At 49.9% G+C, this 20715-nt stretch carries 22 protein-coding genes; 11 read left to right on the forward strand and 11 right to left on the reverse strand.

The features are described from left to right. Positions 1 to 15: 15 nt before the first annotated feature. From WN53_RS20925 to WN53_RS20935, 3 genes are all read right to left on the reverse strand, one after another. Positions 16 to 1635 (reverse strand): aldehyde dehydrogenase (NADP(+)), encoded by a 1620-nt coding sequence (locus WN53_RS20925; RefSeq protein WP_046808236.1) that lies wholly within the window; start codon positions 1633 to 1635, stop codon positions 16 to 18. A gap of 60 nt (positions 1636 to 1695) precedes the next feature. Continuing rightward, a complete protein-coding gene (locus tag WN53_RS20930; RefSeq protein WP_024487071.1) occupies positions 1696 to 2616 on the reverse strand; it encodes a dihydrodipicolinate synthase family protein in 921 nt (306 codons plus the stop codon). 197 nt (positions 2617 to 2813) lie between these two features. Further along, complete coding sequence (locus tag WN53_RS20935) at positions 2814 to 3659, reverse strand: AraC family transcriptional regulator (RefSeq protein ID WP_046808237.1); 846 nt, start codon at positions 3657 to 3659, stop codon at positions 2814 to 2816. 352 nt (positions 3660 to 4011) lie between these two features. Between WN53_RS20935 and WN53_RS20940 the strand changes: the two genes are divergently transcribed. Genes WN53_RS20940 through WN53_RS20955 form a run of 4 tightly spaced genes read left to right on the forward strand, consistent with a single transcriptional unit; the run spans position 4012 to position 7668 of the window. Next, positions 4012 to 4962: a 4-hydroxyproline epimerase gene (locus WN53_RS20940; protein ID WP_046808238.1), complete on the forward strand. Its 951-nt coding sequence runs from the start codon at positions 4012 to 4014 to the stop codon at positions 4960 to 4962. Further along, positions 4962 to 6077: an NAD(P)/FAD-dependent oxidoreductase gene (locus WN53_RS20945; RefSeq protein WP_024487115.1), complete on the forward strand. Its 1116-nt coding sequence runs from the start codon at positions 4962 to 4964 to the stop codon at positions 6075 to 6077. Before WN53_RS20940 ends, WN53_RS20945 begins: the two co-directional genes overlap by 1 nt. Next, positions 6074 to 6322 carry a (2Fe-2S)-binding protein gene (locus WN53_RS20950; protein WP_024487116.1) on the forward strand — a complete coding sequence of 83 codons (249 nt, stop codon included), beginning with the start codon at positions 6074 to 6076 and terminating at the stop codon, positions 6320 to 6322. The genes WN53_RS20945 and WN53_RS20950 overlap by 4 nt, the downstream gene beginning before the upstream one ends. Beyond that, positions 6319 to 7668 (forward strand): NAD(P)/FAD-dependent oxidoreductase, encoded by a 1350-nt coding sequence (locus WN53_RS20955; RefSeq protein WP_080949247.1) that lies wholly within the window; start codon positions 6319 to 6321, stop codon positions 7666 to 7668. Before WN53_RS20950 ends, WN53_RS20955 begins: the two co-directional genes overlap by 4 nt. A gap of 132 nt (positions 7669 to 7800) precedes the next feature. On the opposite strand, the gene WN53_RS20960 is transcribed toward WN53_RS20955, so the two are convergent. Both WN53_RS20960 and WN53_RS29170 read right to left on the reverse strand, forming a co-directional pair. After that, positions 7801 to 8151, reverse strand: a complete 351-nt coding sequence (locus tag WN53_RS20960) for a hypothetical protein (protein WP_024486823.1) — start codon at positions 8149 to 8151, stop codon at positions 7801 to 7803. A 14-nt stretch (positions 8152 to 8165) separates the two neighbouring features. Further along, positions 8166 to 8360: a DUF4354 family protein gene (locus WN53_RS29170; protein ID WP_261464887.1), complete on the reverse strand. Its 195-nt coding sequence runs from the start codon at positions 8358 to 8360 to the stop codon at positions 8166 to 8168. Between the two features lie 121 nt (positions 8361 to 8481). On the opposite strand from WN53_RS29170, the gene WN53_RS20965 reads away from it, so the two are divergent. Further along, a complete protein-coding gene (locus tag WN53_RS20965; RefSeq protein ID WP_046808239.1) occupies positions 8482 to 9807 on the forward strand; it encodes a glycoside hydrolase family 10-like protein in 1326 nt (441 codons plus the stop codon). Between the two features lie 33 nt (positions 9808 to 9840). Here WN53_RS20965 and blaSFDC read toward each other — a convergent pair whose 3' ends face one another. Continuing rightward, positions 9841 to 10989, reverse strand: a complete 1149-nt coding sequence (blaSFDC, locus tag WN53_RS20970) for an SFDC family class C beta-lactamase (RefSeq protein ID WP_024486825.1) — start codon at positions 10987 to 10989, stop codon at positions 9841 to 9843. A 256-nt stretch (positions 10990 to 11245) separates the two neighbouring features. Here blaSFDC and WN53_RS20975 point away from each other — a divergent pair, with 256 nt between their 5' ends. After that, positions 11246 to 12142: a PhzF family phenazine biosynthesis protein gene (locus WN53_RS20975; RefSeq protein WP_046808240.1), complete on the forward strand. Its 897-nt coding sequence runs from the start codon at positions 11246 to 11248 to the stop codon at positions 12140 to 12142. A 76-nt stretch (positions 12143 to 12218) separates the two neighbouring features. Here the strand turns inward: WN53_RS20975 and WN53_RS20980 are convergent, their stop codons facing one another. Next, positions 12219 to 12836 carry a histidine phosphatase family protein gene (locus WN53_RS20980; RefSeq protein ID WP_046808241.1) on the reverse strand — a complete coding sequence of 206 codons (618 nt, stop codon included), beginning with the start codon at positions 12834 to 12836 and terminating at the stop codon, positions 12219 to 12221. Between the two features lie 95 nt (positions 12837 to 12931). Between WN53_RS20980 and WN53_RS20985 the strand changes: the two genes are divergently transcribed. Together WN53_RS20985 and WN53_RS20990 are read left to right on the forward strand one after the other, a co-directional pair. After that, positions 12932 to 13630 carry an RluA family pseudouridine synthase gene (locus tag WN53_RS20985; protein WP_024486762.1) on the forward strand — a complete coding sequence of 233 codons (699 nt, stop codon included), beginning with the start codon at positions 12932 to 12934 and terminating at the stop codon, positions 13628 to 13630. A gap of 181 nt (positions 13631 to 13811) precedes the next feature. Continuing rightward, positions 13812 to 14132 (forward strand): hypothetical protein, encoded by a 321-nt coding sequence (locus WN53_RS20990; protein WP_024486763.1) that lies wholly within the window; start codon positions 13812 to 13814, stop codon positions 14130 to 14132. 320 nt (positions 14133 to 14452) lie between these two features. Here WN53_RS20990 and WN53_RS20995 read toward each other — a convergent pair whose 3' ends face one another. Beyond that, complete coding sequence (locus tag WN53_RS20995; RefSeq protein ID WP_200865484.1) at positions 14453 to 14836, reverse strand: VOC family protein; 384 nt, start codon at positions 14834 to 14836, stop codon at positions 14453 to 14455. Between the two features lie 149 nt (positions 14837 to 14985). Here WN53_RS20995 and WN53_RS21000 point away from each other — a divergent pair, with 149 nt between their 5' ends. The 3 genes from WN53_RS21000 to WN53_RS21010 are packed head-to-tail and all read left to right on the forward strand — an operon-like array spanning position 14986 to position 17110. Next, positions 14986 to 15390 carry an NUDIX hydrolase gene (locus tag WN53_RS21000; protein WP_071785018.1) on the forward strand — a complete coding sequence of 135 codons (405 nt, stop codon included), beginning with the start codon at positions 14986 to 14988 and terminating at the stop codon, positions 15388 to 15390. Positions 15391 to 15449: 59 nt separating this feature from the next. Next, positions 15450 to 16004, forward strand: a complete 555-nt coding sequence (locus tag WN53_RS21005; RefSeq protein WP_024486766.1) for a GNAT family N-acetyltransferase — start codon at positions 15450 to 15452, stop codon at positions 16002 to 16004. Between the two features lie 59 nt (positions 16005 to 16063). After that, on the forward strand, positions 16064 to 17110 hold the full coding sequence (locus WN53_RS21010; protein ID WP_024486767.1) for an NAD(P)/FAD-dependent oxidoreductase: 1047 nt from the start codon (positions 16064 to 16066) through the stop codon (positions 17108 to 17110). Between the two features lie 69 nt (positions 17111 to 17179). On the opposite strand, the gene WN53_RS21015 is transcribed toward WN53_RS21010, so the two are convergent. From WN53_RS21015 to WN53_RS21025, 3 genes are all read right to left on the reverse strand, one after another. Continuing rightward, on the reverse strand, positions 17180 to 17647 hold the full coding sequence (locus WN53_RS21015) for a GrpB family protein (RefSeq protein WP_024486768.1): 468 nt from the start codon (positions 17645 to 17647) through the stop codon (positions 17180 to 17182). Positions 17648 to 17687: 40 nt separating this feature from the next. Further along, positions 17688 to 18461 (reverse strand): DUF5677 domain-containing protein, encoded by a 774-nt coding sequence (locus WN53_RS21020; RefSeq protein WP_046808242.1) that lies wholly within the window; start codon positions 18459 to 18461, stop codon positions 17688 to 17690. A gap of 156 nt (positions 18462 to 18617) precedes the next feature. Beyond that, a complete protein-coding gene (locus tag WN53_RS21025) occupies positions 18618 to 20348 on the reverse strand; it encodes an anti-phage dCTP deaminase (RefSeq protein WP_046808497.1) in 1731 nt (576 codons plus the stop codon). Between the last annotated feature and the right edge of the window lie 367 nt (positions 20349 to 20715).

A 20715-nucleotide genomic window follows, 5' to 3' on the forward strand; every position in this document is an offset into this window, starting at 1 on the left:
GCATTACCTTTCGAATTATTTCATTGCCACAGGTGAATGGAGGGCTGCGCGGGTGTATTCACCGTTGACCAGGCGCAACAGGTTCAGTGGATTGCTGTCTTGCAGCGCGGGGGGCAATAGCGCTGCCGGGTAGTTTTGTAGGCAGACTGGGCGCAAAAACCGCTCGATAGCCAGCGTACCGACCGAGGTACCACGGGGATCGCTGGTCGCCGGATAAGGGCCGCCGTGCACCATGGCTTCGCAGACTTCCACGCCGGTCGGGTAGCCGTTAAACAGCACACGCCCCGCTTTGTGGATCAGTAATTGCGCCAACTCATTCGCCTCGCCAAGGTCTTCCTGTTCAGCCAGAAGCGTGGCGGTGAGTTGCCCTTGCAGGTTTTCCAGTGCGGCAAGCAGTTGCGCCCGGTCTGCGACTTCAACAACTATCGCCACGGGGCCAAAAACCTCTTCCTGCAACAGCGGATCTGCGTTAATCAACAAACTAATGTCGGCCTGATAGAGCTGAGCTACCGCAAGATGGGGTTGTTCTGCCCTGCTTCCGGCCAGATGCCGTAGCTGAGGATGTTGATCCCATCTCTGCAAGCCACTCAGATAATGATCCCGCGTACCGGCATTCAGCATGGTTTGAGGCGGGCAGGCATTAACCTGAGTTTGTAAATCGGCGATCAGCTGGCTGAAGGCCGCGCTGCGCTGGCCGATAATCAGCCCCGGTTTGGTGCAGAATTGGCCGCAACCGAGCGTGAAAGAGGCAACCAACTCTTTTGCAAGGTGCGCGCCACGCTGAGCCAACGCCTGTGGCAAGACCACCACCGGGTTGATGCTCGACATTTCGGCAAACACCGGGATGGGTTGTGGACGTTGCATCGCCAAATCAAATAATGCCCGGCCACCTTGCAATGAGCCGGTGAACCCTACCGCCTGGATCGCCGGATGTTGCACCAAATCTGCGCCGATGCTGCTGCCGAACACCATATTGAAGACACCCGCAGGCATCTGCTGTTTTTGCACCGCACGTTCAATAGCCTGCGCGGTCAATTCCGCTGTGATCATATGGCCACTATGTGCCTTGAACACCACGGGGCAACCGGCGGCCAGCGCGGCAGCGGTATCACCTCCGGCGGTAGAGAACGCCAGCGGGAAATTACTGGCACCAAATACCGCAACAGGACCGATGGCCACGCGATACTGGCGTAAATCGGGTCTTGGCAGCGGTGTGCGCTCTGGTAATGCGCAATCAATTCTCGCCCCGTGCACGCGGCCACTGCGTAGCAGTTCGGCAAACAGTCGCATCTGCCCGCTGGTTCTAGCGCGCTCACCAATCAGACGTGGAAGAGGCAGCGCGGTTTCTTGTGTGGCAAAGGCAAAAAATTCCTCCCCTAACGCATCCAGTTCATCGGCGATGGCGGCAAGAAAATCCGCTCGCTGCTCGGCACTGGTTTGGCAATAGGCGCTAAAGGCTCGGGCAGCAGCCTGTGCTGCGGCATCAACCTCTGCAATGCTGGCCTGATGGAAGCGATAACCTGTTGGCTGATTATTATCGGCCCGCAGGCTGATGAGTTCGGCGTTACCGCTAGCTATCCGCTGCCCGCCAATAAACTGTTTGCCGCTAAGGGCGTATGTGTTGTGAGTTGGCATTGGTTTCCCCTGTTCGATTACCTGTTATTGCCCGGCTAAATGCCGGGCCTCCATGAGAGATCACAGGCCGACATCTGGCAGAGTCGGACGGTTGGCCAGAGCGGTTTTGATAATCGTCGTCACCTCTTGCAGCGTTTCCCCCTGCAGTGCCAAACGCGGTGGACGGGTCACTGCGCTGCCACGGCCGACCAGTTCTTCACAGAGCTTGATGCACTGCACCAGGTCTGGGCGGGCATCCAGATGCAGCAACGGCATAAACCAGCTATACAGGGCCAGTGCTTCTTCGAAACGCTTTTGCTTCGCCAGCCGGAACAAGGTTTCCCCTTCGCGTGGGAACGCGTTGGACATACCAGAGATCCACCCCTCTGCGCCCACGGCGAGGCTTTCCAGCACCACGTCATCCAACCCAGCGAACAACACGAAACGATCGCCTACCGCATTGCGTAAATCGATAAAGCGGCGGGTATCGCCAGAAGAGTCTTTGAAACAGACGATGTTGTCGCAGTCGACCAACGTGGTGAGAATGTCAGGTGTGACATCGTTTTTATAAATCGGCGGATTGTTGTAGACCATGATCGGCAGATCGGTGGCGGTGGCCACGCTTCGGAAGTGCGCTGCGGTTTCGTGCGGTTTGGATGAGTAAACCAGCGCAGGCATCACCATCACACCGTCGATACCGGCTTTTTCCGCTTCGCGCGCCATATTCTGTGCAAAGGCGGTGGTGAATTCGGCAATCCCGGCGATCACCGGTATTTTGCCTTGTGCGGCGTCTTTCGCCACCTCGATCACCGCCAGTTTCTCCTGCATGGTCAGCGAGGTGTTTTCACCCACGGTGCCGCACACCACCAGGCCAGAGACACCGTCTTTGACCAGGTTTTTGATCACCGCATGGGTAGCATCAAGATCCAGAGAAAAATCGCTGCGAAATTGCGTACTGACTGCCGGAAATACCCCACTCCAGTTAATCGCTTTATTGCTCATCTTATGGGTCCCTTTTGCTTTGAAATGTTAAATGACGGTTAATTTTTGGTGAAATCCAATAACAGATTGACCGGTATTCTCGGCAGCGGCTTGACGGTTTTCACCGAATGCGAGGACGAAATTGGCATAATGAGGGGGAATTGCGCGCAGCGGAGCCTGTGACGCAGTTGCATCATAAAAGTCATAATTTCAGGTGATTAGGGAACTAATGTGGCGCGAAAATCGCGGGGGCTAGCACCGGTCATGGCCTTGAACTGGCGGCTGAAAGCGCTGTGATCGGTATAACCGCATTGCAATGCGATATCGGTAATCGGCATATCACCGGCCAGCAGTTTTGTGGCCTTCTCTAACCGGACTTTGTGGATCATCTGGCGCGGCGTCAGGTGGAAAATACGTTTACAGTAGCGCTCGATTTGCGCCACGGAAAGGCCGGTCAGCGCCCTCAACTCTTCCATCGCGATCGGCCTGCCGTAATGCTGGCGGATATAAACATCCAGCGCCGCCAATCGCTGATAGGCCGGGTGGTTAGCCTTCGCTTCCTGCAAATCATGTGAGATCCCGGCCATGCCGATAATCTTGCCCTGCTGGTCATACAGCGCCAGCTTTTGCGTCAGGCACCAGCCCGTTTCGCGGCCGCTGTATAAGTGCATTTCAAGCTGATCCTGGATTTGCACCCCTTGGTGTAACACCCGCAGATCTTGCTCGGTATAGCCTGAACCCAACTGGGTCGGGAAAACGTCTGCCGAGGTTTTACCCAACAGCGGCGTCACCGTTTTAAAACCACAGCGTTTGGCCAAGGTGAGATTGGCCAGCAGATAGCGGGCCTGCGCATCCTTGATAAAAAACACCACATTGGGAATGGCATTAAGCAACGGCGCAATCAATGCCAGCGAATTCAATACGCTATGTAACGAATGGGGACGCTGTTGCACCAAGCCATCACAGAACTGGGTGAGGTGTTCGACAGCAAAGCATTCTTGAGGTTGCTGCTCAACATTGCAGGGAGTGAGCGGAGGAGCCTGAAAGCTTGAGGTTAATCGCATAGCAATACCCTTTTCAGCAAGTGGCCATAATTGGCTGTTTTTAACTCACCTGGATCAGTATTAACTTTTCTGTAACTTATCAAGCGCGTTGTTTCCAATATGCGGATCACCGCATACTTTTGTCATGCCTTCGGCCGATTTCAGGCTGTCGAGCGAGATCTTGACGCTGAAAAATAATTAATATTATGATAAATAAATACTTTTTATTACCCCTTGAATGATGGGTTCGCTCAGGCAATTTGGCACTGTGCTGATTTCGGCATGGCCTTTGCCGAAACAGGTCAAGCCGCGAGGAGGGCTTTCGGTCAGTCTTAGGTAATTGGTAACAATTAATTAACCTTGAGAGACTCCGATGATACCTGCATCCCCCTTCATCACATTACGAGCGATCGATTCCCATACCGGCGGTGAACCCACCCGGCTGATTATCGACGGTTTTCCCGACCTGGGCAGCGGCAGTATGGCCGAGCGAAAGGCGCTTTTCGCACAACGCTATGATGACTGGCGCAGCGCCATCATTCTGGAACCCCGGGGCAACGATGTCCTGGTGGGGGCGTTACTGTGCCAGCCCTGCTCACCGCAAGCCGCAGCCGGGGTGATCTTTTTCAATAACGCCGGTTATCTGGGCATGTGCGGCCACGGCACGATTGGGCTAATCACATCCCTGGCTTACCTGGGGCGCATCAGCGCTGGCGAACACCTGATCGAAACCCCGGTTGGGACGGTGAACGCCACGCTACACGCTGATGGCAGCGTAACCATTGAGAATGTCCCCGCCTATCGCTACCGCCAGCAGGTAGCCGTGACCGTTGACGGCTATGGCGAGGTAACCGGCGATATCGCCTGGGGCGGCAACTGGTTCTTTCTCATCAGCAATCATCACCTGGCGATCGACACCCACAATCTGGAAGCGCTAACGGCCTTTAGCTGGGCGGTACGGCAGGCGCTCGAAAACACGGGGATCTACGGTGAAGACGGTGGGATCATCGATCATATTGAGCTTTTCGCCGCCGATGAACGGGCCGATAGCCGCAATTTCGTGTTATGCCCCGGCAAGGCTTACGATCGCTCGCCCTGCGGCACCGGGACCAGCGCCAAACTCGCTTGCCTGGCAGCAGACGGAAAACTGCAGCCAGGTGAAGTATGGCGACAGGCCAGCGTGATCGGCAGTGAATTCAGCGGATATTACCAGCCTAGTGAAGGCAACCGCGTGACGCCGTTCATTCGCGGGGAGGCTTTTATCTGCGCCGATAGCCAACTCTTGCTGGATGAACGTGACGCTTTCGCCTGGGGGATACGTTAATGGCAACCGCCGATGTGATTGTCATTGGCGCGGGCATTATCGGTGCTGCCTGCGCGTGGCAGCTAGCTCAACAAGGGTTACGAGTGTTACTGGTTGACGATCGCCGCCCTGGCGCTACCGCTGCGGGCATGGGCCATTTGGTTTGTATGGATGACAACCCAGCAGAGCTGGCACTGAGTGCCTATTCCCTGCATTTGTGGCGCCGCGTGCTGGACCGTATGCCGGATAACTGCGCCTGGCGCGGCTGCGGTACGCTGTGGTTGGCGGAAAAACCGCAAGAAATGGCGATTGCCGAAGTGAAGCAGCAGCGGATGGCAGCACTTGGGGTCAACAGTGAACTGGTGGACTCACAACAGGTCGCACAGCTTGAACCTATGTTGCGTAGCGGATTGGCCGGAGGATTGCGCGTGCCGGGGGATGGCATTATTTATGCCCCTAATGCTGCGCGCTGGTTGGTTGAAGATGCGGGGGATGCAGTACGGCGGGTTTACGGTGAAGTGGTCGCGTTGGAACAACAGGTAGTGATACTGGCCAACGGGGAGCGGCTTAGCGCTCCGGTGATAACGTTAGCCTGTGGATTACACGCCGACAAGCTGTTGCCAGCCCCGCTGCTCAGAGCGAAAAAAGGCCACCTGGCGATCACCGATCGTTACCCGCAACGGGTTCGGCACCAATTGGTTGAGTTGGGCTATGGGGCTAGTGCGCATGCCTCTGATGGGACCTCGGTGGCCTTTAACGTGCAGGCTCGGCCAACCGGTCAGTTGCTGATCGGTTCCTCACGCCAGTTTGATTCGCTCGATCCGGCAATCGACATGCCATTGCTCGCCACCATGCTTAAGCGTGCCGCAGAGTTCCTGCCTACATTGGCAACCATGAACCTCATCCGCTGCTGGGCGGGGTTTCGGGCAGCATCGGCGGATGGTTTACCCCTGTTAGGCCCCCACCCGGCTTATCCATGGCTGTGGTTGGCCCTCGGTCATGAAGGACTGGGCGTCACCACGGCAATGGGCAGCGCCGCATTGATCGCCGCACAAATCCAACAGCAGCGCACAGCAATTGATGACACCCCTTATCAAGCCACGCGTATGTTCACCACAGCCGAGGCCAACCAATGAAACTGATTGCTTTAACCATTGCCGGGCAGCCTTATCAGGTACAGGAAGGTATCACCGTGGCCGCCGCACTCAGCTTAAGCGGAGAGGATCATTGCCGGATCTCCGTCAGCCAGCAACCACGAGCGCCGTTTTGTGGCATGGGCGTGTGCCAGGAATGCCGAGTGATCATCAATGGCTTACAGCGGCTGGCCTGCCAAACCTTGTGCCAACCCGAGATGAGTATCGAAAGGAGCGGGCAGAAATGAACAATCTGCAATGCGAAGTGTTGATCATTGGGGCTGGCCCTGCCGGATTGGCGGCAGCACTGGCCGCAGGCGAAAGCCGGCAACGCATAATCATGATTGATGATAATCCTCGGCCTGGTGGGCAAATATGGCGTGATGGGCCAGCGGTCACCTTACCCGCGATCGCCCTACGCTATCGGCAAGCCGTTGACGTGTTGGATAACTTCACCCTGCTCAGTGCGACAAAAGTCGTGGCACAAAGCGGGCCGCAGCTACTCCTGTATGAAAATGCCCAGGGTTGCGGGACGATCGACTATCAGCGTTTAATCTTATGTTGCGGCGCGCGCGAGCTGTTACTGCCCTTCCCTGGCTGGACGCTGCCGGGCGTGACAGGGGCTGGCGGTTTACAGACGCAGATCAAAAATGGCTTATCGCTGCAAGGCGAGCGGATTGTCATTGCAGGCAGCGGACCGTTGCTACTGGCGGTTGCCGATAGCGTCACCAAAGCGGGTGGCAAGGTCATACTGCTGGCCGAACAAGCGCCGATGAAACGCCTGGCGAAATTCGCCAGCGGATTGTGGCATTGGCCAGCGAAAGTACGGCAGTCATTACGTTTAATTAACCGCCGCTATCGTCACAATAGCTATGTAGTGGAAGCGCTAGGCGAGCAGCGGCTGACCGCAGTTCGCGTCCAACAAGGGGATCAGCTTCGTACGATCGCCTGCGATCGACTTGCCTGTGGATTCTGGCTGGTGGCAAATATCGAATTTGCCATGCTATTGGGGTGCAGAATAGAGAATGCGGCCATTGCCGTTGATGCTTTACAACAAACCAGCGTGGCCAACCTGTATGCGGCGGGTGAATGTACCGGTGTGGGGGGAAGTGAACTGGCCTTGGCGGAAGGCGCGATTGCCGGGTATGCCGCCAGCGGTAACATCGAGCGAGCTAAGGCATTGCTGGCAAAACGTAACGTATGGCAGCGTTTTGCCGCCGCAGTCAGCCAGACCTTTGTGCTAAACCCAACGCTGAAAACCCTCGGCGCAGCCGACACCTTTCTGTGCCGCTGTGAGGATGTAACGCTGGGGGAGATTGACGCCGCAACGGGCTGGACAGCCGCCAAACTGCATAGCCGCTGCGGTATGGGGGCCTGCCAGGGGAAAATCTGTGCCACAGCGGCTCGACATCTGTTTGACTGGCCCATACCGCAGCCAAGAGTGCCTTTGACCCCGGCACGGCTTGAGACACTGGCTTTACTGGCCCCTCACCCCAACCCTCTCCCACAGGGAGAGGGAGCTGGTAAGGTGTCGTTTTCTGGTGTAGAGGTGATCTGCGATAGAGTTGATACAGAAGAGGAGTGTACTAAATAAATTGTGGCATTTTCGGTCCCCACCAAAGATTTCGTTACTCGCAAAATCCCATTTTGTGCTCCGGGCGTTGTATCAGCCTGGAGCACAGCTCTTTGCATCAAAAATGCAGACTTCAGAAACGCGGCCTGTTATTTATAGCCAACTGGTGTTTTTCCAACCCTGTTTTGCCATGCAGGCAGTAAATGCGGCTTTCCGGCTATTTATATTAACGTCCAAGGGATAGCTTTCAACGCCTAGTTTATTTTCATATTTATAACCACTGCTGTTACATCCATCGTCATCTTTATTGCATTTCAATGAAACCTGCTTTTCAACGCTTCTGGTAGCAACCTCATTTTTAACCGGGTACTGAGCTAATGACTCAGTTTCGCAAAGGTTATTCGCCTCTTGCAGGGTCATTGTTGGCGTACCTAACGGTTCCCATGTGGCAGCACAGCCTGAAAGAATAATGGCGGGAAAAACAGCAAATAGGCGTTTGTTCATAAAAGATTCTTTAGTTAAATTGAAGGAGCTATTTTGTTAGCAGAGGACGCTTGTAAACATAACTTACTGAGATCGAGACCTTTATCGGACAGGTTAGTCACGGCAACGGTGAAATCCTTGGTATAGAAGACATCATAGTGTAACGGATTTAAACGGTAGATTAACGGCCGTACTCCAACTCCTTGAGAGGGATCGATGCAGCAGGTCACGACAATAGGCCGGCGTCCGATCAATCTGCCCTAGCGGTATTGACTAAAATTCTAATAATAAGAGAATGATAGGATTGTGTTGGGGCTATCCCCTGTGAGTAATCAATAGAAGCCGGAGCGAATCATCGCCTGTTCTCATCGCTTTACCAAAGTTAAACAACTGGGCGTACTTCTTGCCGGTGTGCTTTTACTAGCCAGTTGCACCAACGAGCCTGCGAAATCCTTAGTCACTCCGTTGCCTTCGGTGGCAAAACAGCCACACCCGGATAAATCACGACAAAGCCAGGAACCGGTGCGCGGCGTTTGGCTGGCAACCGTTTCCCGCCTCGATTGGCCACCAGTGACATCGCTCAATGCCAGCAGCCCAGCCATCCGCATTCAACAACAGCAGGAAGCATTGCAAGGCAAGCTGGATAAACTGAAGACGCTGGGTATCAACACCGTTTTTTTCCAGGTTAAACCAGATGGCACTGCCCTCTGGGCATCAAAAATTTTGCCATGGTCAGATGTGCTGACGGGGAATATTGGCGACAACCCAGGCTATGATCCGCTGCAGTTTATGCTGGATGAAGCGCACAAGCGCGGTATGAAAGTCCATGCCTGGTTTAACCCCTACCGGGTGTCCGTTAACACCAAACCAGTAACCATTGATAAACTGAACCGCACATTGTCGCAGCAGCCAGCCAGCGTCTATGTACTACACCCCGACTGGATCCGCACCGCAGGCGACCGATTTGTGCTCGACCCAGGTATCCCGGAGGTCCGGGACTGGATCACCAGCATCGTGGCGGAGGTGGTTGCCAACTATGATATTGATGGCGTGCAGTTTGATGATTACTTCTATGCTGAGTCCCCTGCATCCGTGCTTAACGACAACCAGACCTTCAAAAAGTATGGTCAACATTTTGGCTCCAAAGCGGACTGGCGGCGAGACAATACTAAGCAATTGGTTGGGCAAGTTTCTCGTACTATCAAGAAGTTGAAACCCGACGTTGAATTTGGTGTCAGCCCTTCTGGCGTATGGCGTAACCACTCGCACGATGTGGCAGGTTCCAATACGCGAGGTGCAGCGGCATATGATGAATCTTATGCCGACACCCGTAGCTGGGTACAGCTTGGGCTGCTGGATTACATTGCCCCACAGCTGTATTGGCCCTTCGCGCGTGACGCGGCCCGTTATGATGTGCTCGCCAAATGGTGGGCGAATGTGGTGACCTCCACCAATACGCGTCTTTATATCGGTGTTGCACTGTATAAAGTTGGGATCCCGTCAAAGAACGAACCAGATTGGATGGTCAACGGTGGCGTACTGGAGCTACAAAAGCAGCTGGATTTGAACGAGTCCGTATCGCAAATTAAAGGCACGATCCTGTTCAGAGAGAACTATCTTAATCAGCCACAGACCCAGCAGGCCGTCAATTACCTGAAAAGCCGCTGGGGTAGTTGAGAGATTTAGGGGGCAATATGCCCCCTGAGCCAATTACTTCTGCAACGCTTCAAGAATGCGGTAAGCCGCCTCAACCCGCACAGGGTTAGGATAATTTTTGTTAGCCAGCATCACGATGCCGAGATCCTGTTGAGGAATGAAGGCCACGTAGCTGCCAAACCCGCCGGTCGAGCCGGTTTTATGTACCCAAGAGGCGCTCGATGGTGGCGCTGGCGGAGTGATTTTTGTGACGCTCAACGCTGCCAGTGCGTTTTTATTATCGCTACCCTCGACCACGGTTTTCTCTTTAACCGGCCAGTTCAGCATTTCCCAACCCAGGCCTTGATACATATCACCGGCATGCCAGTAGCGCGACTGGGCAAGCGTAATCCCCTTCTGCAGCGAGCCATCCTTCACGTTGGCAGGCGCCATGTTGGCCTGCACCCAGCTTGCCATATCCTCTATCGATGACTTCACGCCATAGGCTTCGGCATCAAACATGCCCGGAGAAACGCGAACCGCCTTCCCATCGCGATAGCCCCAGGCGTAGTGCTTATCTTCCTGCTGTGGCACGTTTATCCAGGTTTGCGATAACTTCAACGGTTGGAATACGCGTTTGGACATCGCCTGTTCAAAACTCATGCCTGACGGTTTGACCATCAGTGCGCCAAACAGACCAATACTGGCGTTCGAGTAAAGGCGCTTGGTGCCCGGAGCCCACTGCGGTTGCCAGGTTTGATAGTAATTCTGCAGCGATGCTTCATCAGTAACATTGTCCGGTATCTGCAGCGGTAAGCCACCGGCGGCATAGGTTGCCAGGTGCAGCAAAGTGATCCCTTGCCATTGCTTGCCCGACAGCGCTGGCCAGTACTTGCTCGCCGGATCGCCAAGGTTGATTTCACCGCGAGCAATGGCATCACCGCCCAGCACTCCTGTGAACGTTTTACTGACCGAACCTAGCTCGAATAAGGTCTGCTGCGTGACGGGTTGCTTGCCGGCAACGTCTGCCAATCCCCAGGTGAAGTAGTAAGGTTGGCCCTGATAAATCACCGCCACCGCCATGCCGGGAATGCCCTGCTCTTTGATCAATGGCGCAACGGTGCGATTCACAATGTCGGCTATTTGTTTTTCCGTTTGCGGTGCGGCAAACACTGAACATGAGGTGGCGAGCAACAGCACACAGGATAGGGATTTCTTCAACATTGCTATTTTCCATCATTGAGGGCTAAAGGTTCTATCAGACGCGCTTAGTTTGTAGAACTTGATGATCGGCGGCAAACGGTAAAATTTAGCATCTGTTGAAAGTTTTTCTATTGGCTTGGATGATAACCATTGGCGTTAAATCAATCTCAATGAATGCAAACGTATCACAAAAGCCAACCAATTTAAGGTATTAGCAATTGATGTGCGTCATTTAATAGCGCTATCATCAAGCCTTGTATCTAGCGGATGACGGCAAATGCTCAGAAAAGATGATGTGAAACCTCGCGCCTACAAACAGGTGGATGTATTTACCACTTCGCCATTGCAGGGTAATCCCTTGGCGGTGATCCTGGAAGCAGAGGGCTTGAATGAAATGCAGATGCTTTCACTAGCTCGCTGGACCAATCTTTCGGAAACGACGTTTGTTTTCAAACCGACTAATCCGCTAGCCGATTATCAGGTGCGCATTTTTACCCCCGAAAAAGAGCTACCCTTTGCCGGACACCCGACATTGGGTACGGCCCATGCATTACTGGAGGCTGGGCTGGTGACCAAACAGCCGGGTGTGGTGATGCAAGAATGCGGGGTTGGTCTGGTTGCGGTTAATATCTTATCTGAAGGAACGCTGGCGTTTGCCGCACCTGCGGTAACGCTTCGAACGCTTACTGCTGAGGAAAGAGAACAGCTAATGGCCGCCTTTCTGCCTGCGGTTATTGAAGCCGATACGATGCCGGTGATTGCCGACATGGGCATTCGCTGGCTGATGGTACGTATGCCAAGCGCTCAATCTTGCCTAACGATGACGCCGAATCAAGCCATGATTAAGAAGCTACAAACTGATCATCATGTTGATGGCGTGGTGATTTATGGTGCCTATTCATCGGGTGAGCCAGCAGATTATGAAATGCGAGCGTTTCTGGTTGAATGGGACAAGTTGGTTGAGGACCCTGTGACTGGCAGTGCCAATGCGTGCCTGGCCCGTTTGTTGAAGGCCAATAACTTCCCCGACGGTGGCTCGACGGCACAGGGGTATCAGGTTCGTCAAGGCACCCAACTACATCGCGATGGCCGTGTTAGCGTTCGTTTTATTGACGGTGAGCCTTGGGTTGGTGGGCAGAGTTGCACGCTGATTAATGGTCAGTTGCACATTTAGCTGTGGCGATAATTCACGGAGTATCGGCATCGTGACCGGGTGCGCTTTCCCGGTCTTAATGATTGATGATGACGAATCACAACAGCTTAAGTAAATGTGTTGCGATCCCCCATCGGAGAGTGACGCATTTATCCCCAGCCAGGTCTAAAACAGAGTAGCTCGCGTTCGGTTGAGCATAACGGGGAAAATTGTCGATTCTTCCCTCTTTGAGCAAGGCCAGAACGCCCTGGCTGACTTGGCCATGAGATACAATGCATATTGTCTGGTGTGGAGCTACTGCTTGTTGGTTGTGCAAAAAATTGATAACTCGCTGAGAAGCCTGCGTCAGCGACTCGCCGCCAGGGGGACAAAACTGCGCATCTCGTGCAAATAGCGACTCTGCTTCATTGGGATAGTCAGATTGTATTTGCTCCCGCGTCATCCCTTCATAGTGACCGAATGCCTGCTCTTTCAGCGCGGGTTCCGCAACCAACGGGCAGAGAAAACGGTCCGCTAGTGCCTGACCCATATGCCAGGCACGACCAAGAGGAGATGAGTAGACACAGTCTGTAGGGTAAGCAGCGTCTGTTAATGCTGCCAGTAAAGCTGATGTCTCGAGCACACCTCGTTTAGTCAACGGACTATCCATATGCCCCTGGATAATACCGCGCTGATTCCATTCCGTTTGCGCATGTCGTACAAGTATCACTTTCATCAAAAATTACCGTTGCTCCATCAGGCTAACGGCCAGATTCGCCAGCCAGCTGAAAATTCGCTATTATCCACATCCACTCTCCATCCGGCAGCCTGATGTCTACGATTTTCGATACTTTTATTGCCCCACCGTGCCATGACGAGATAGAGATCCTCTATCAGGACGATCACCTGGTGCTGATCAATAAGCCCGCCGGTCTGCTCAGCCTCTCGGGGAAGAATCCGCAAAATCTCGATTCGGTACATCATCGGCTGGTAAAGATATTCCCCGGCTGTACTCTGGTTCACCGCCTTGATTTCGGTACTTCCGGGCTGATGGTGGTTGCACGCAATAAGGCTATCAACGCCGCCCTCTGCCAGCAGTTCAGCCAGCGCACCGTGACCAAAGTTTACAGCGCACTGCTCTGCGGGCATCTGCTCGACAGCAACGGGGTGATAGACGCTGCGATTGCCAAAGACCCGGCGCTGTTCCCGCTGATGTCGATTTGCTCAATCCACGGCAAGCCCGCTCGCTCCCGCTATCGTGTTGTTGGACGCTTTTATCGCGAGTTGGAAGACGGGACGTTATTGCCTTTGACGCGTGTAGAACTAACCCCGGAGACTGGGCGCACCCATCAACTACGCATTCACTGCCAGCAACTGGGCCACCCTATTTTGGGCTGCGATCTATATGGCGGTCTCCTGATACCTGGCACCGAACGGACACCGCGGCTGATGCTGCATGCCAGTGAGTTGCATTTTGTTCATCCTATTAGCGAAGAGTTGATCAAAGCCGGTAATGCCTGCCCGTTCTGAAAGTGAAGGTATCTGTCACGGTGTCACCTGACGTTCTTGTTTGTCGGTTAGTGTGATTTATTTCTCCAAATATTCAGTACGATAACCTTATGCAAATCTATAAATAGCAATTGGTTTAATTAATGTTTCATTCCAGCTTGTAGAATAGAGGCTAACCAAATACATAAGGATTATTCTTCACATGAAAAAATCAATAATTGCTACCACTATTTTAATTGGTGTTTTTTTAAGCGGTTGCGCTGTGCAAAATGATAAAACACAGTTTCAAGGCCTGGGTTTGACATATCAGTCTGATGTCAAAAAACTGGATAATGGGGACTATCTCACTGAGGTAGAAGCAGCTCCTGCTGCAGGTCGTATACAGGGAGCCATTGGCACTGCAACTAAAAAGGCTTCTGATTTTTGTAGGGTACAAAATAAATCCATGAGTGAAGTCAAAACTGATATTGATACACACTTACTTGTTAATGGCGTTGCTCGCCTGACGTTCAAATGCGTTTAAATATCCCCAAGTTTTATTACTTTGCATAAAACTGAGAGGGCTGTTGTGAAATATGCTCTCTCTGTGCATATTCTTACGGTGACTAGATAGCAATATAGTTATCCCCTAAAAACGGCCCTTTCCCTGTTAGAGATCTTCCGATATTCACCTATTAATACCAATCCCTCCATTCTTCATTAAGGGCTAAGCTTGAGCTATTAGTAACGTCCGCTCCTGGCACTGAGTGGACGGTCAGATCTTATACAACCCAAGGCAGAAAGTGTCAGATTAAGTATAAAACCCCCTCTTTCCTCCTAGAATTCACAGCGGGTAAACACACGCTAATCGAGATCTTGGCCAACCACCATTCTGTGGCCATCGGGTGTTCCTACGGTAAATTCACGCATGCCATGCGGTTTATCAACGGGTGGAGCCAGTATGATCGCCCTCTTGCTGACAAACTCTTCATAAAGTGTCTGGGCATCATCGACATACAGATAAGCAAAATAGTTGTGATCGCCGGTGTCAGAGGGTGGCATTGCATCCGGCGAATGACCTAACATGATACGCACGCATCCCCTGGTGGCGAGTTGCCACCCCATCCCCTCCGGCCATGCCAGGTCAAATCCCAGGACATCGCAAAAATAAGCAGCACTTTTCTTGAGATCGCGAACTGCAATCACAAACGAACTGGACTTAAAGCTGGCAGCAGGTTTAGTCATCATGTAGTTCCACTTCTAGATTTTGTAGAACCAGAGCGTAGCACAGGTTAGAGGATCTGCTTTGCCTGACTAGGCTAGGAATCACCCTCCCCACTCTGGTACATTTGATGCCTTCACGCGGGGTGCTTTTCTACCAAACAACGGGATTCAGAATGTCAGAGAGTAAGCAAATTCATATAGCTGCGGCCGTCATAACCGATCGGGCTGGTCGGGTCCTTCTGGTCAGAAAACGCAACACGGAGTGGTTTATGCAACCGGGTGGAAAAATTGAATCCGGTGAGCGGCCAGAGGTGGCACTTGCACGTGAATTGAAAGAGGAACTGAATGCCTCCTTCAACCCTGATGAGATGATCCCACTAGGGCGGTTTACGGATCTCGCAGCCAATGAGCCTGGACATATGCTGATTGCTGACATGTTCAGAGTCAGCACTGAAGAGACCCACTTTCTGCCCGCTGCAGAAATCGAAGAAGTGATATGGTTTGAACCTTCTAGCAACCAGCCGGTGCAACTGGCCCCGCTTACCAAAAATCATATTCTTTCTATGCTGGAACGTTAACAGGTCATTGGTAGTATCGACCCCTTCACCATAACAACACATTAGAAAAGGATAATTTCTTGCATTCGATTACCCTGCCATTCTCCACCGAGCGCCTGCGGCTACGCCGTTTTACCCCTGACGATCTCCACGCCTATGCGGCTTACCATCGCCTGCCTGAAGTCTACCGCTACTTGTATGCTCCACCGCCAGAGCAGGCACAAATGGAAAACCGGTTGGCAAAGGCCGTAGCCTCACGTTTCAGTGAAGATGGTGACACTTTTTATTGTGCCGTCACATTGCAGGACAGCGGCGAACTCATTGGTGAAGTGTTGCTTAAACTGGCCAGCAGCGCGGCGCTACAAGGAGAAATCGGTTATATCTTTAACCCGGTTTATGCCGGTAAAGGCTATGCGGCAGAAGCTGTACATTCGGTGCTGGAACGCGGCTTCACCGAAGTGGGTTTCCATCGCATTTTTGCCCGACTTGATGCAGCCAATCGCGGTTCTATCGGCGTTGTCGAACGTTTGGGCATGCGTAAAGAAGCACATTTACGACAGAACGATCGCTTTGATGGTCAATGGGGTGATGAACTGATTTATGCGTTACTGAAGCAAGAATGGCCACAAAACTAATGTCGAGGGGTTACGGCGGATTTTGCTAATGCCTGGGCCCTTTTATGCGAGGAAACGGTATGTGTTCCACTAAAAAAAGTATGATTATTGTGGGCGCGGGGATTATAGGGGCCTCAATCGCTTATCATTTGGCCAGCCGTGGAATAAAAGTGACCGTTATCGACCAAGCGCATCCAGCTTCTGGTGCCACCGGCAGCGCTTTTGGCTGGATCCACACCACTGTGAGTGACGATGCCCCGGATGCACTTCTTCGCCGAGCGTCGGCGGAAGACTGGCACAGGTTAGAAAAAGAAATCCCGGAGCTTTGTATACGTTGGGTTGGTGCGCTAAGTTACGGGGCCGATTCGCCTTGCGAACAAGATGAGTCGAAAATGCTTCAGCAGTCTGATATATCCCGGCTGGAGCCAGCGATGAATGCTCCACCTTCACGGGCGCATTATGCCGTTCAGGATGGCGCAATGGATCCGACAGAGGCCACCCGAACCCTGCTGGATAAGGCCTGCTGTCTTGGCGCAGAGTTGAAAACACAGACGCTCATCACCGGGTTTAGGAAAGAGGGAAATAGAATAATTGGCATCGAAACAGCGGAAGGCATAATAGACGCGGATTGTGTCATTCTGGCCTGCGGGACGGGTATAACTTCGTTGCTGAGCATGATAGGGATTTCGCTCCCGATCGTGGCTTCGCCAGCCATTCTCCTACGTTACCGCGTGACAAAACACGTTGTTAATACACTAATATCGGGCGATGACATTGAAGTTCGCCATACATTTAACGGGGATCTCCTGGCAGCCGAGGATTATCCGGTTACGGGTGATACTGAAGCAGTGGCGTCTGACACCCTCACGGCGATAAAAAGCAGGCTACAAGGAACGGCATCGGCCTATCTTCTCAAGCAGTCGGTAGGACAACGACCTGTACCGCAGGACGGACATCCTGTCATGGGGTTTATTGATGATATAACGGGCATTTACGTGGCGGTCATGCACCCTGGGGTAACCTGCGCGGCAACGGTCGGAAGGATGGTGAGTGAAGAACTGACCATCGGGAAAAACCCGGAAATTCCTGAAAGCTATCGACCTACCCGTTTAACGACTCATGGCTAAATTCAGATAACATCTGAAACTTTCATTATTTAAAACGATTAGGCATAACATTCGAGCGGGATGCTCTTTCTATCGTGCTTGGCCACTTAGCGCTAAACGAATATGATGTTCAATGAAGTCCGCCTTAAAGGCGCTATAGCGATGATTATCGTTTTCACTTGCTAGCAACGCAACACGTTTTACCTCGGCATACTGTTCTGCTGCTTTCTTGTTTTTTATCAAGTAATCACGGAATGCCAGATGCTTTACGATTTGCGTATCGCCTAAAGCGAAAGCATGGACTTGGTGACTACGTTGATCCCCGCCCTTGGTGAAATACCTGCGATTTGGGATACCATTTTCACCACGCGCAGTATATCCGGCTCGTTCCATTACAGTGTTTAAGCTATCCAACGCATTCAGACTCACAACCTCCAGCAATATATCTATGACTGGTTTTGCAGCCAAACCCGGTACCGACGTGCTGCCAACGTGGTGAATTCGCGAGATCACCTTGCCAAGAGTTATCTGCAACAGAGAGCTTTCTGTCTCTGGCATAGTGTAGAGTTTCAGTTAAGCCCTATAGCGAGGCTTTTACCTATTTAGCCAATCCTCTTTTATTCATCTCTTCAGCTAACATTAATGACCAATTATATTGGTTCTTCGTATCAACTATAAAATGCAATGCTCTCGCACAATGCAAGCTTGCTGAATCATGAACATGAACCATACCTATAGACGTTGGAACCAAATGCGTTTCAGGAACATAATAATGATATATGCTTGTTTGAGAAGGGTGAACCCACTCACTTAAAATATCATAAACCTGTTCAAAATGACTTTCCTTTTGTTTAGTTTGTTCCATTTCATCCTTATACAGATCACGCAGTGCATCCATTACATGCTCACTACCAGCAAGCATATTTTCAAATCGGTACTTTGTTTCTTCAGTAAACATGTAATCATTCGGGTCAAAGATTCCTTTCTTGATTTTCTTTTGCTCTGTCTCTTTAAATCTTGAACTATTGATATACTTCATTAGAACATTAAGGGCATTATCTACACTCTCTAATTCTCTTTGCTCGGTGAGAATCTTTTCTATCTTCTTGTTAAGAATGCGAGCAAAGGCATGCGTCTCTATCATCCCTCTACTTAACACACATGCTGATTGGATACGGCCTTTCTCAAGTAGCATCAAAGAATCATCGAAAATGTCTAATTGTCTGTTAACTAGGCAGTTAGCATAATTAATAAGGTAAAAACCCTTATCTGAAGGGTTAATGATACCGGCCTTTACGCCTGGAACATGCTCCAGCTTATTCCTTTCTATTTTTGCTTCTTTTATACTTTTTTTTATCATTTTTTTATACATTGTAATCTGCCTTTGTATTCACTTAGTAATCATCCCGGTTGTGCCATCATCTTAATCTTCTCTTATGATGACCATTCATCATTATACGAGGCTGAGTTGATTGAAAATATGTAACCTTTCCTTATCTAATGGTTGATAATAACAATGCGATAGCACTCATTCCAACAAATAGTCAAGTTCATCTTTAATAGGGATTACTTGCTCATAAAGTCTGTGATACGATCGGCCAATGGCACCCCTAAATTGAATTAGTTTAGGTGGGTTATTCCCTATATTTATAATGTGCTCTCGGGTTATTCCTGGGTAAGGATCAATAAATATTATTTCAGACAAGCCTAGTTGATAAGCTTTTTTAGCGCAGAGTTCACATGGGCTTGCTGTTGTGTAAAGCTTCCCCCCTATAATTCCTGAACCACCATATTTAGATAATTGAAGAAAGGCATTTTCTTCAGCATGTAGTGCTCTTGTATGAACCTGATTGCTTTTTTTGTCAATACTGTTATGAATATCTTTGAAGCAATAAGCTAAATTTTTTCCTAAAAATGCATTAGGAGTTCCATCAATCAACTTAAATTTTAACAGTCGTTCTTTTGCTTTCTCTCTAAATCTTTCGTTATTCCTCTCATATGAACTATATTTATTCGCATCAAAATCATCCATCACACCATCAAGAGAACGCATTGAGCAAGGAACCTGTCCCTTGGCTACATCATTCCAGCCTACAGATTTTAAAGAGTTATCGGTATCAGTTACGACAGCACCTACTTGTCTTGATATACATCCAGAATTTAATTTCACACTATATGCCACTTGCATTACCCTCTCCATTGCAGTTGGTGTGATAAGTCCGGGATGTTTCATTAAAGCAAAATACCAAGCTATTTGAGCTTTTAATATATTGTTGTTATCAAACTCATTTTTAGGATTGAATATATGGATATCTGATATTTCTATGCACTTCTTAATGTCTGGATTGGTAAGATGTTTATACTCTCCGTCACCTTCACCAGATTCAATGTCTTCAATCTTCTTTATTTGCTCTGACGAAAACTTGTGTAATTTTTGTAGATATTTTGTTCTATGATCATCAGGTGCATTAATGGAAATCAAATGAAATGCAGAGTATCTATCCTTAAAAAACTTAGCTTCATAAGGATTTCTAATGGCGTCAATCACTATAAATGCCTTTCCTTTTTTACTTTTCCTAATTAATTTAATGACGCGATTTATGGTTTCAGGTAGATGAAAAACAGATTTGGAATTAAAAGTATTTTTTTCATAGCCTACTTCCACCTTGCTCAATCGCCTTATGGATTTCCCTGCCGCTTGATATGTGGAAACATAAAGACTACTATCTATTCTATTCAATTCTTCTTTAAAATCTTTTGTGAACTTCCTAACCAAAGTTAATATACGTATAAATTTATTGATATCGCTATCATCAACGACTAAATCATTCTCATGATTTAATAAATCTTCTATTATTTTCATGAAGTTATTTTTAAGTGAATTTTTACTAAAAACTCCTTCAAGAATTATTTTGTCAACACTAGTTTTTGGCACTTCTTTTTCTGATGCATTAACTATGAATTCTGAAATATCTGCATCACTCATCCTTAACATATAAACAGATATCAAATCACTTACTTTTATCGAATAAAAGTTTTCCCAGTGATTATCTGTAAATTTTTTGACAATTTCATATCGATTAATATCTAGATTTCTATAAAAACCTGAAAGGTTATCAGATGTGGGAAAATTGGGTTTCTTCTCTTCGAGAATTTTCGCAGCTGTTGTACATCCAGAGCCAGTTCTGCCAGTTAGCCCAATTAGAATAAACTGTTCATTTTCAAGAAAGAGTTCACTAACGAATTTCTGTTCCTTCATAATCATCACTCACAATTGAAGATACAATATTTATATGATAATAAACGCTAATGTTATTAATTGACAAATACGTGGTTGAAAAAGTAAATATTAATGATATGGGAGAAATAAAAAATACTCCCGAGAGCATACCCTTCCGAAGCTAACGTAAATATCCGTAAGAAGATGGACTATAGACATACTGGTAAGCGCTTTCATCAGAAGGGGAGCCGCCCAAGCTTACTTAATCATTGATCTCAGTGGCGGTATAATTAAAATGGGTTAACCGCTCTAGCGACAAAGATCTTTTAGTGTGGAGGCAAGTCGGTTCTAAGGAAAATACTCGGACATTTCTATCGAGCCTTTACAGCCTTTCTAACTGCTAAGT

The organism is Serratia fonticola (assembly GCF_001006005.1).
Classification (GTDB): domain Bacteria; phylum Pseudomonadota; class Gammaproteobacteria; order Enterobacterales; family Enterobacteriaceae; genus Chania; species Chania fonticola.

Coding starts and splice junctions, on each gene's coding strand:
- WN53_RS20950 (WP_024487116.1), top strand. CDS start 6,074: ATGAAACTGATTGCTTTAACCATTGCCGGGCAGCCTTATCAGGTACAG.
- WN53_RS20945 (WP_024487115.1), top strand. CDS start 4,962: ATGGCAACCGCCGATGTGATTGTCATTGGCGCGGGCATTATCGGTGCT.
- WN53_RS20935 (WP_046808237.1), bottom strand. CDS start 3,659: ATGCGATTAACCTCAAGCTTTCAGGCTCCTCCGCTCACTCCCTGCAAT.
- WN53_RS20925 (WP_046808236.1), bottom strand. CDS start 1,635: ATGCCAACTCACAACACATACGCCCTTAGCGGCAAACAGTTTATTGGC.
- WN53_RS20960 (WP_024486823.1), bottom strand. CDS start 8,151: ATGAACAAACGCCTATTTGCTGTTTTTCCCGCCATTATTCTTTCAGGC.
- WN53_RS20930 (WP_024487071.1), bottom strand. CDS start 2,616: ATGAGCAATAAAGCGATTAACTGGAGTGGGGTATTTCCGGCAGTCAGT.
- WN53_RS20985 (WP_024486762.1), top strand. CDS start 12,932: ATGTCTACGATTTTCGATACTTTTATTGCCCCACCGTGCCATGACGAG.
- WN53_RS20955 (WP_080949247.1), top strand. CDS start 6,319: ATGAACAATCTGCAATGCGAAGTGTTGATCATTGGGGCTGGCCCTGCC.
- WN53_RS21015 (WP_024486768.1), bottom strand. CDS start 17,647: ATGCCAGAGACAGAAAGCTCTCTGTTGCAGATAACTCTTGGCAAGGTG.
- WN53_RS21000 (WP_071785018.1), top strand. CDS start 14,986: ATGTCAGAGAGTAAGCAAATTCATATAGCTGCGGCCGTCATAACCGAT.
- WN53_RS20940 (WP_046808238.1), top strand. CDS start 4,012: ATGATACCTGCATCCCCCTTCATCACATTACGAGCGATCGATTCCCAT.
- WN53_RS21010 (WP_024486767.1), top strand. CDS start 16,064: ATGTGTTCCACTAAAAAAAGTATGATTATTGTGGGCGCGGGGATTATA.
- WN53_RS21025 (WP_046808497.1), bottom strand. CDS start 20,348: ATGAAGGAACAGAAATTCGTTAGTGAACTCTTTCTTGAAAATGAACAG.
- WN53_RS21020 (WP_046808242.1), bottom strand. CDS start 18,461: ATGTATAAAAAAATGATAAAAAAAAGTATAAAAGAAGCAAAAATAGAA.
- WN53_RS20995 (WP_200865484.1), bottom strand. CDS start 14,836: ATGATGACTAAACCTGCTGCCAGCTTTAAGTCCAGTTCGTTTGTGATT.
- WN53_RS20980 (WP_046808241.1), bottom strand. CDS start 12,836: ATGAAAGTGATACTTGTACGACATGCGCAAACGGAATGGAATCAGCGC.
- WN53_RS20975 (WP_046808240.1), top strand. CDS start 11,246: ATGCTCAGAAAAGATGATGTGAAACCTCGCGCCTACAAACAGGTGGAT.
- WN53_RS20990 (WP_024486763.1), top strand. CDS start 13,812: ATGAAAAAATCAATAATTGCTACCACTATTTTAATTGGTGTTTTTTTA.
- blaSFDC (WP_024486825.1), bottom strand. CDS start 10,989: ATGTTGAAGAAATCCCTATCCTGTGTGCTGTTGCTCGCCACCTCATGT.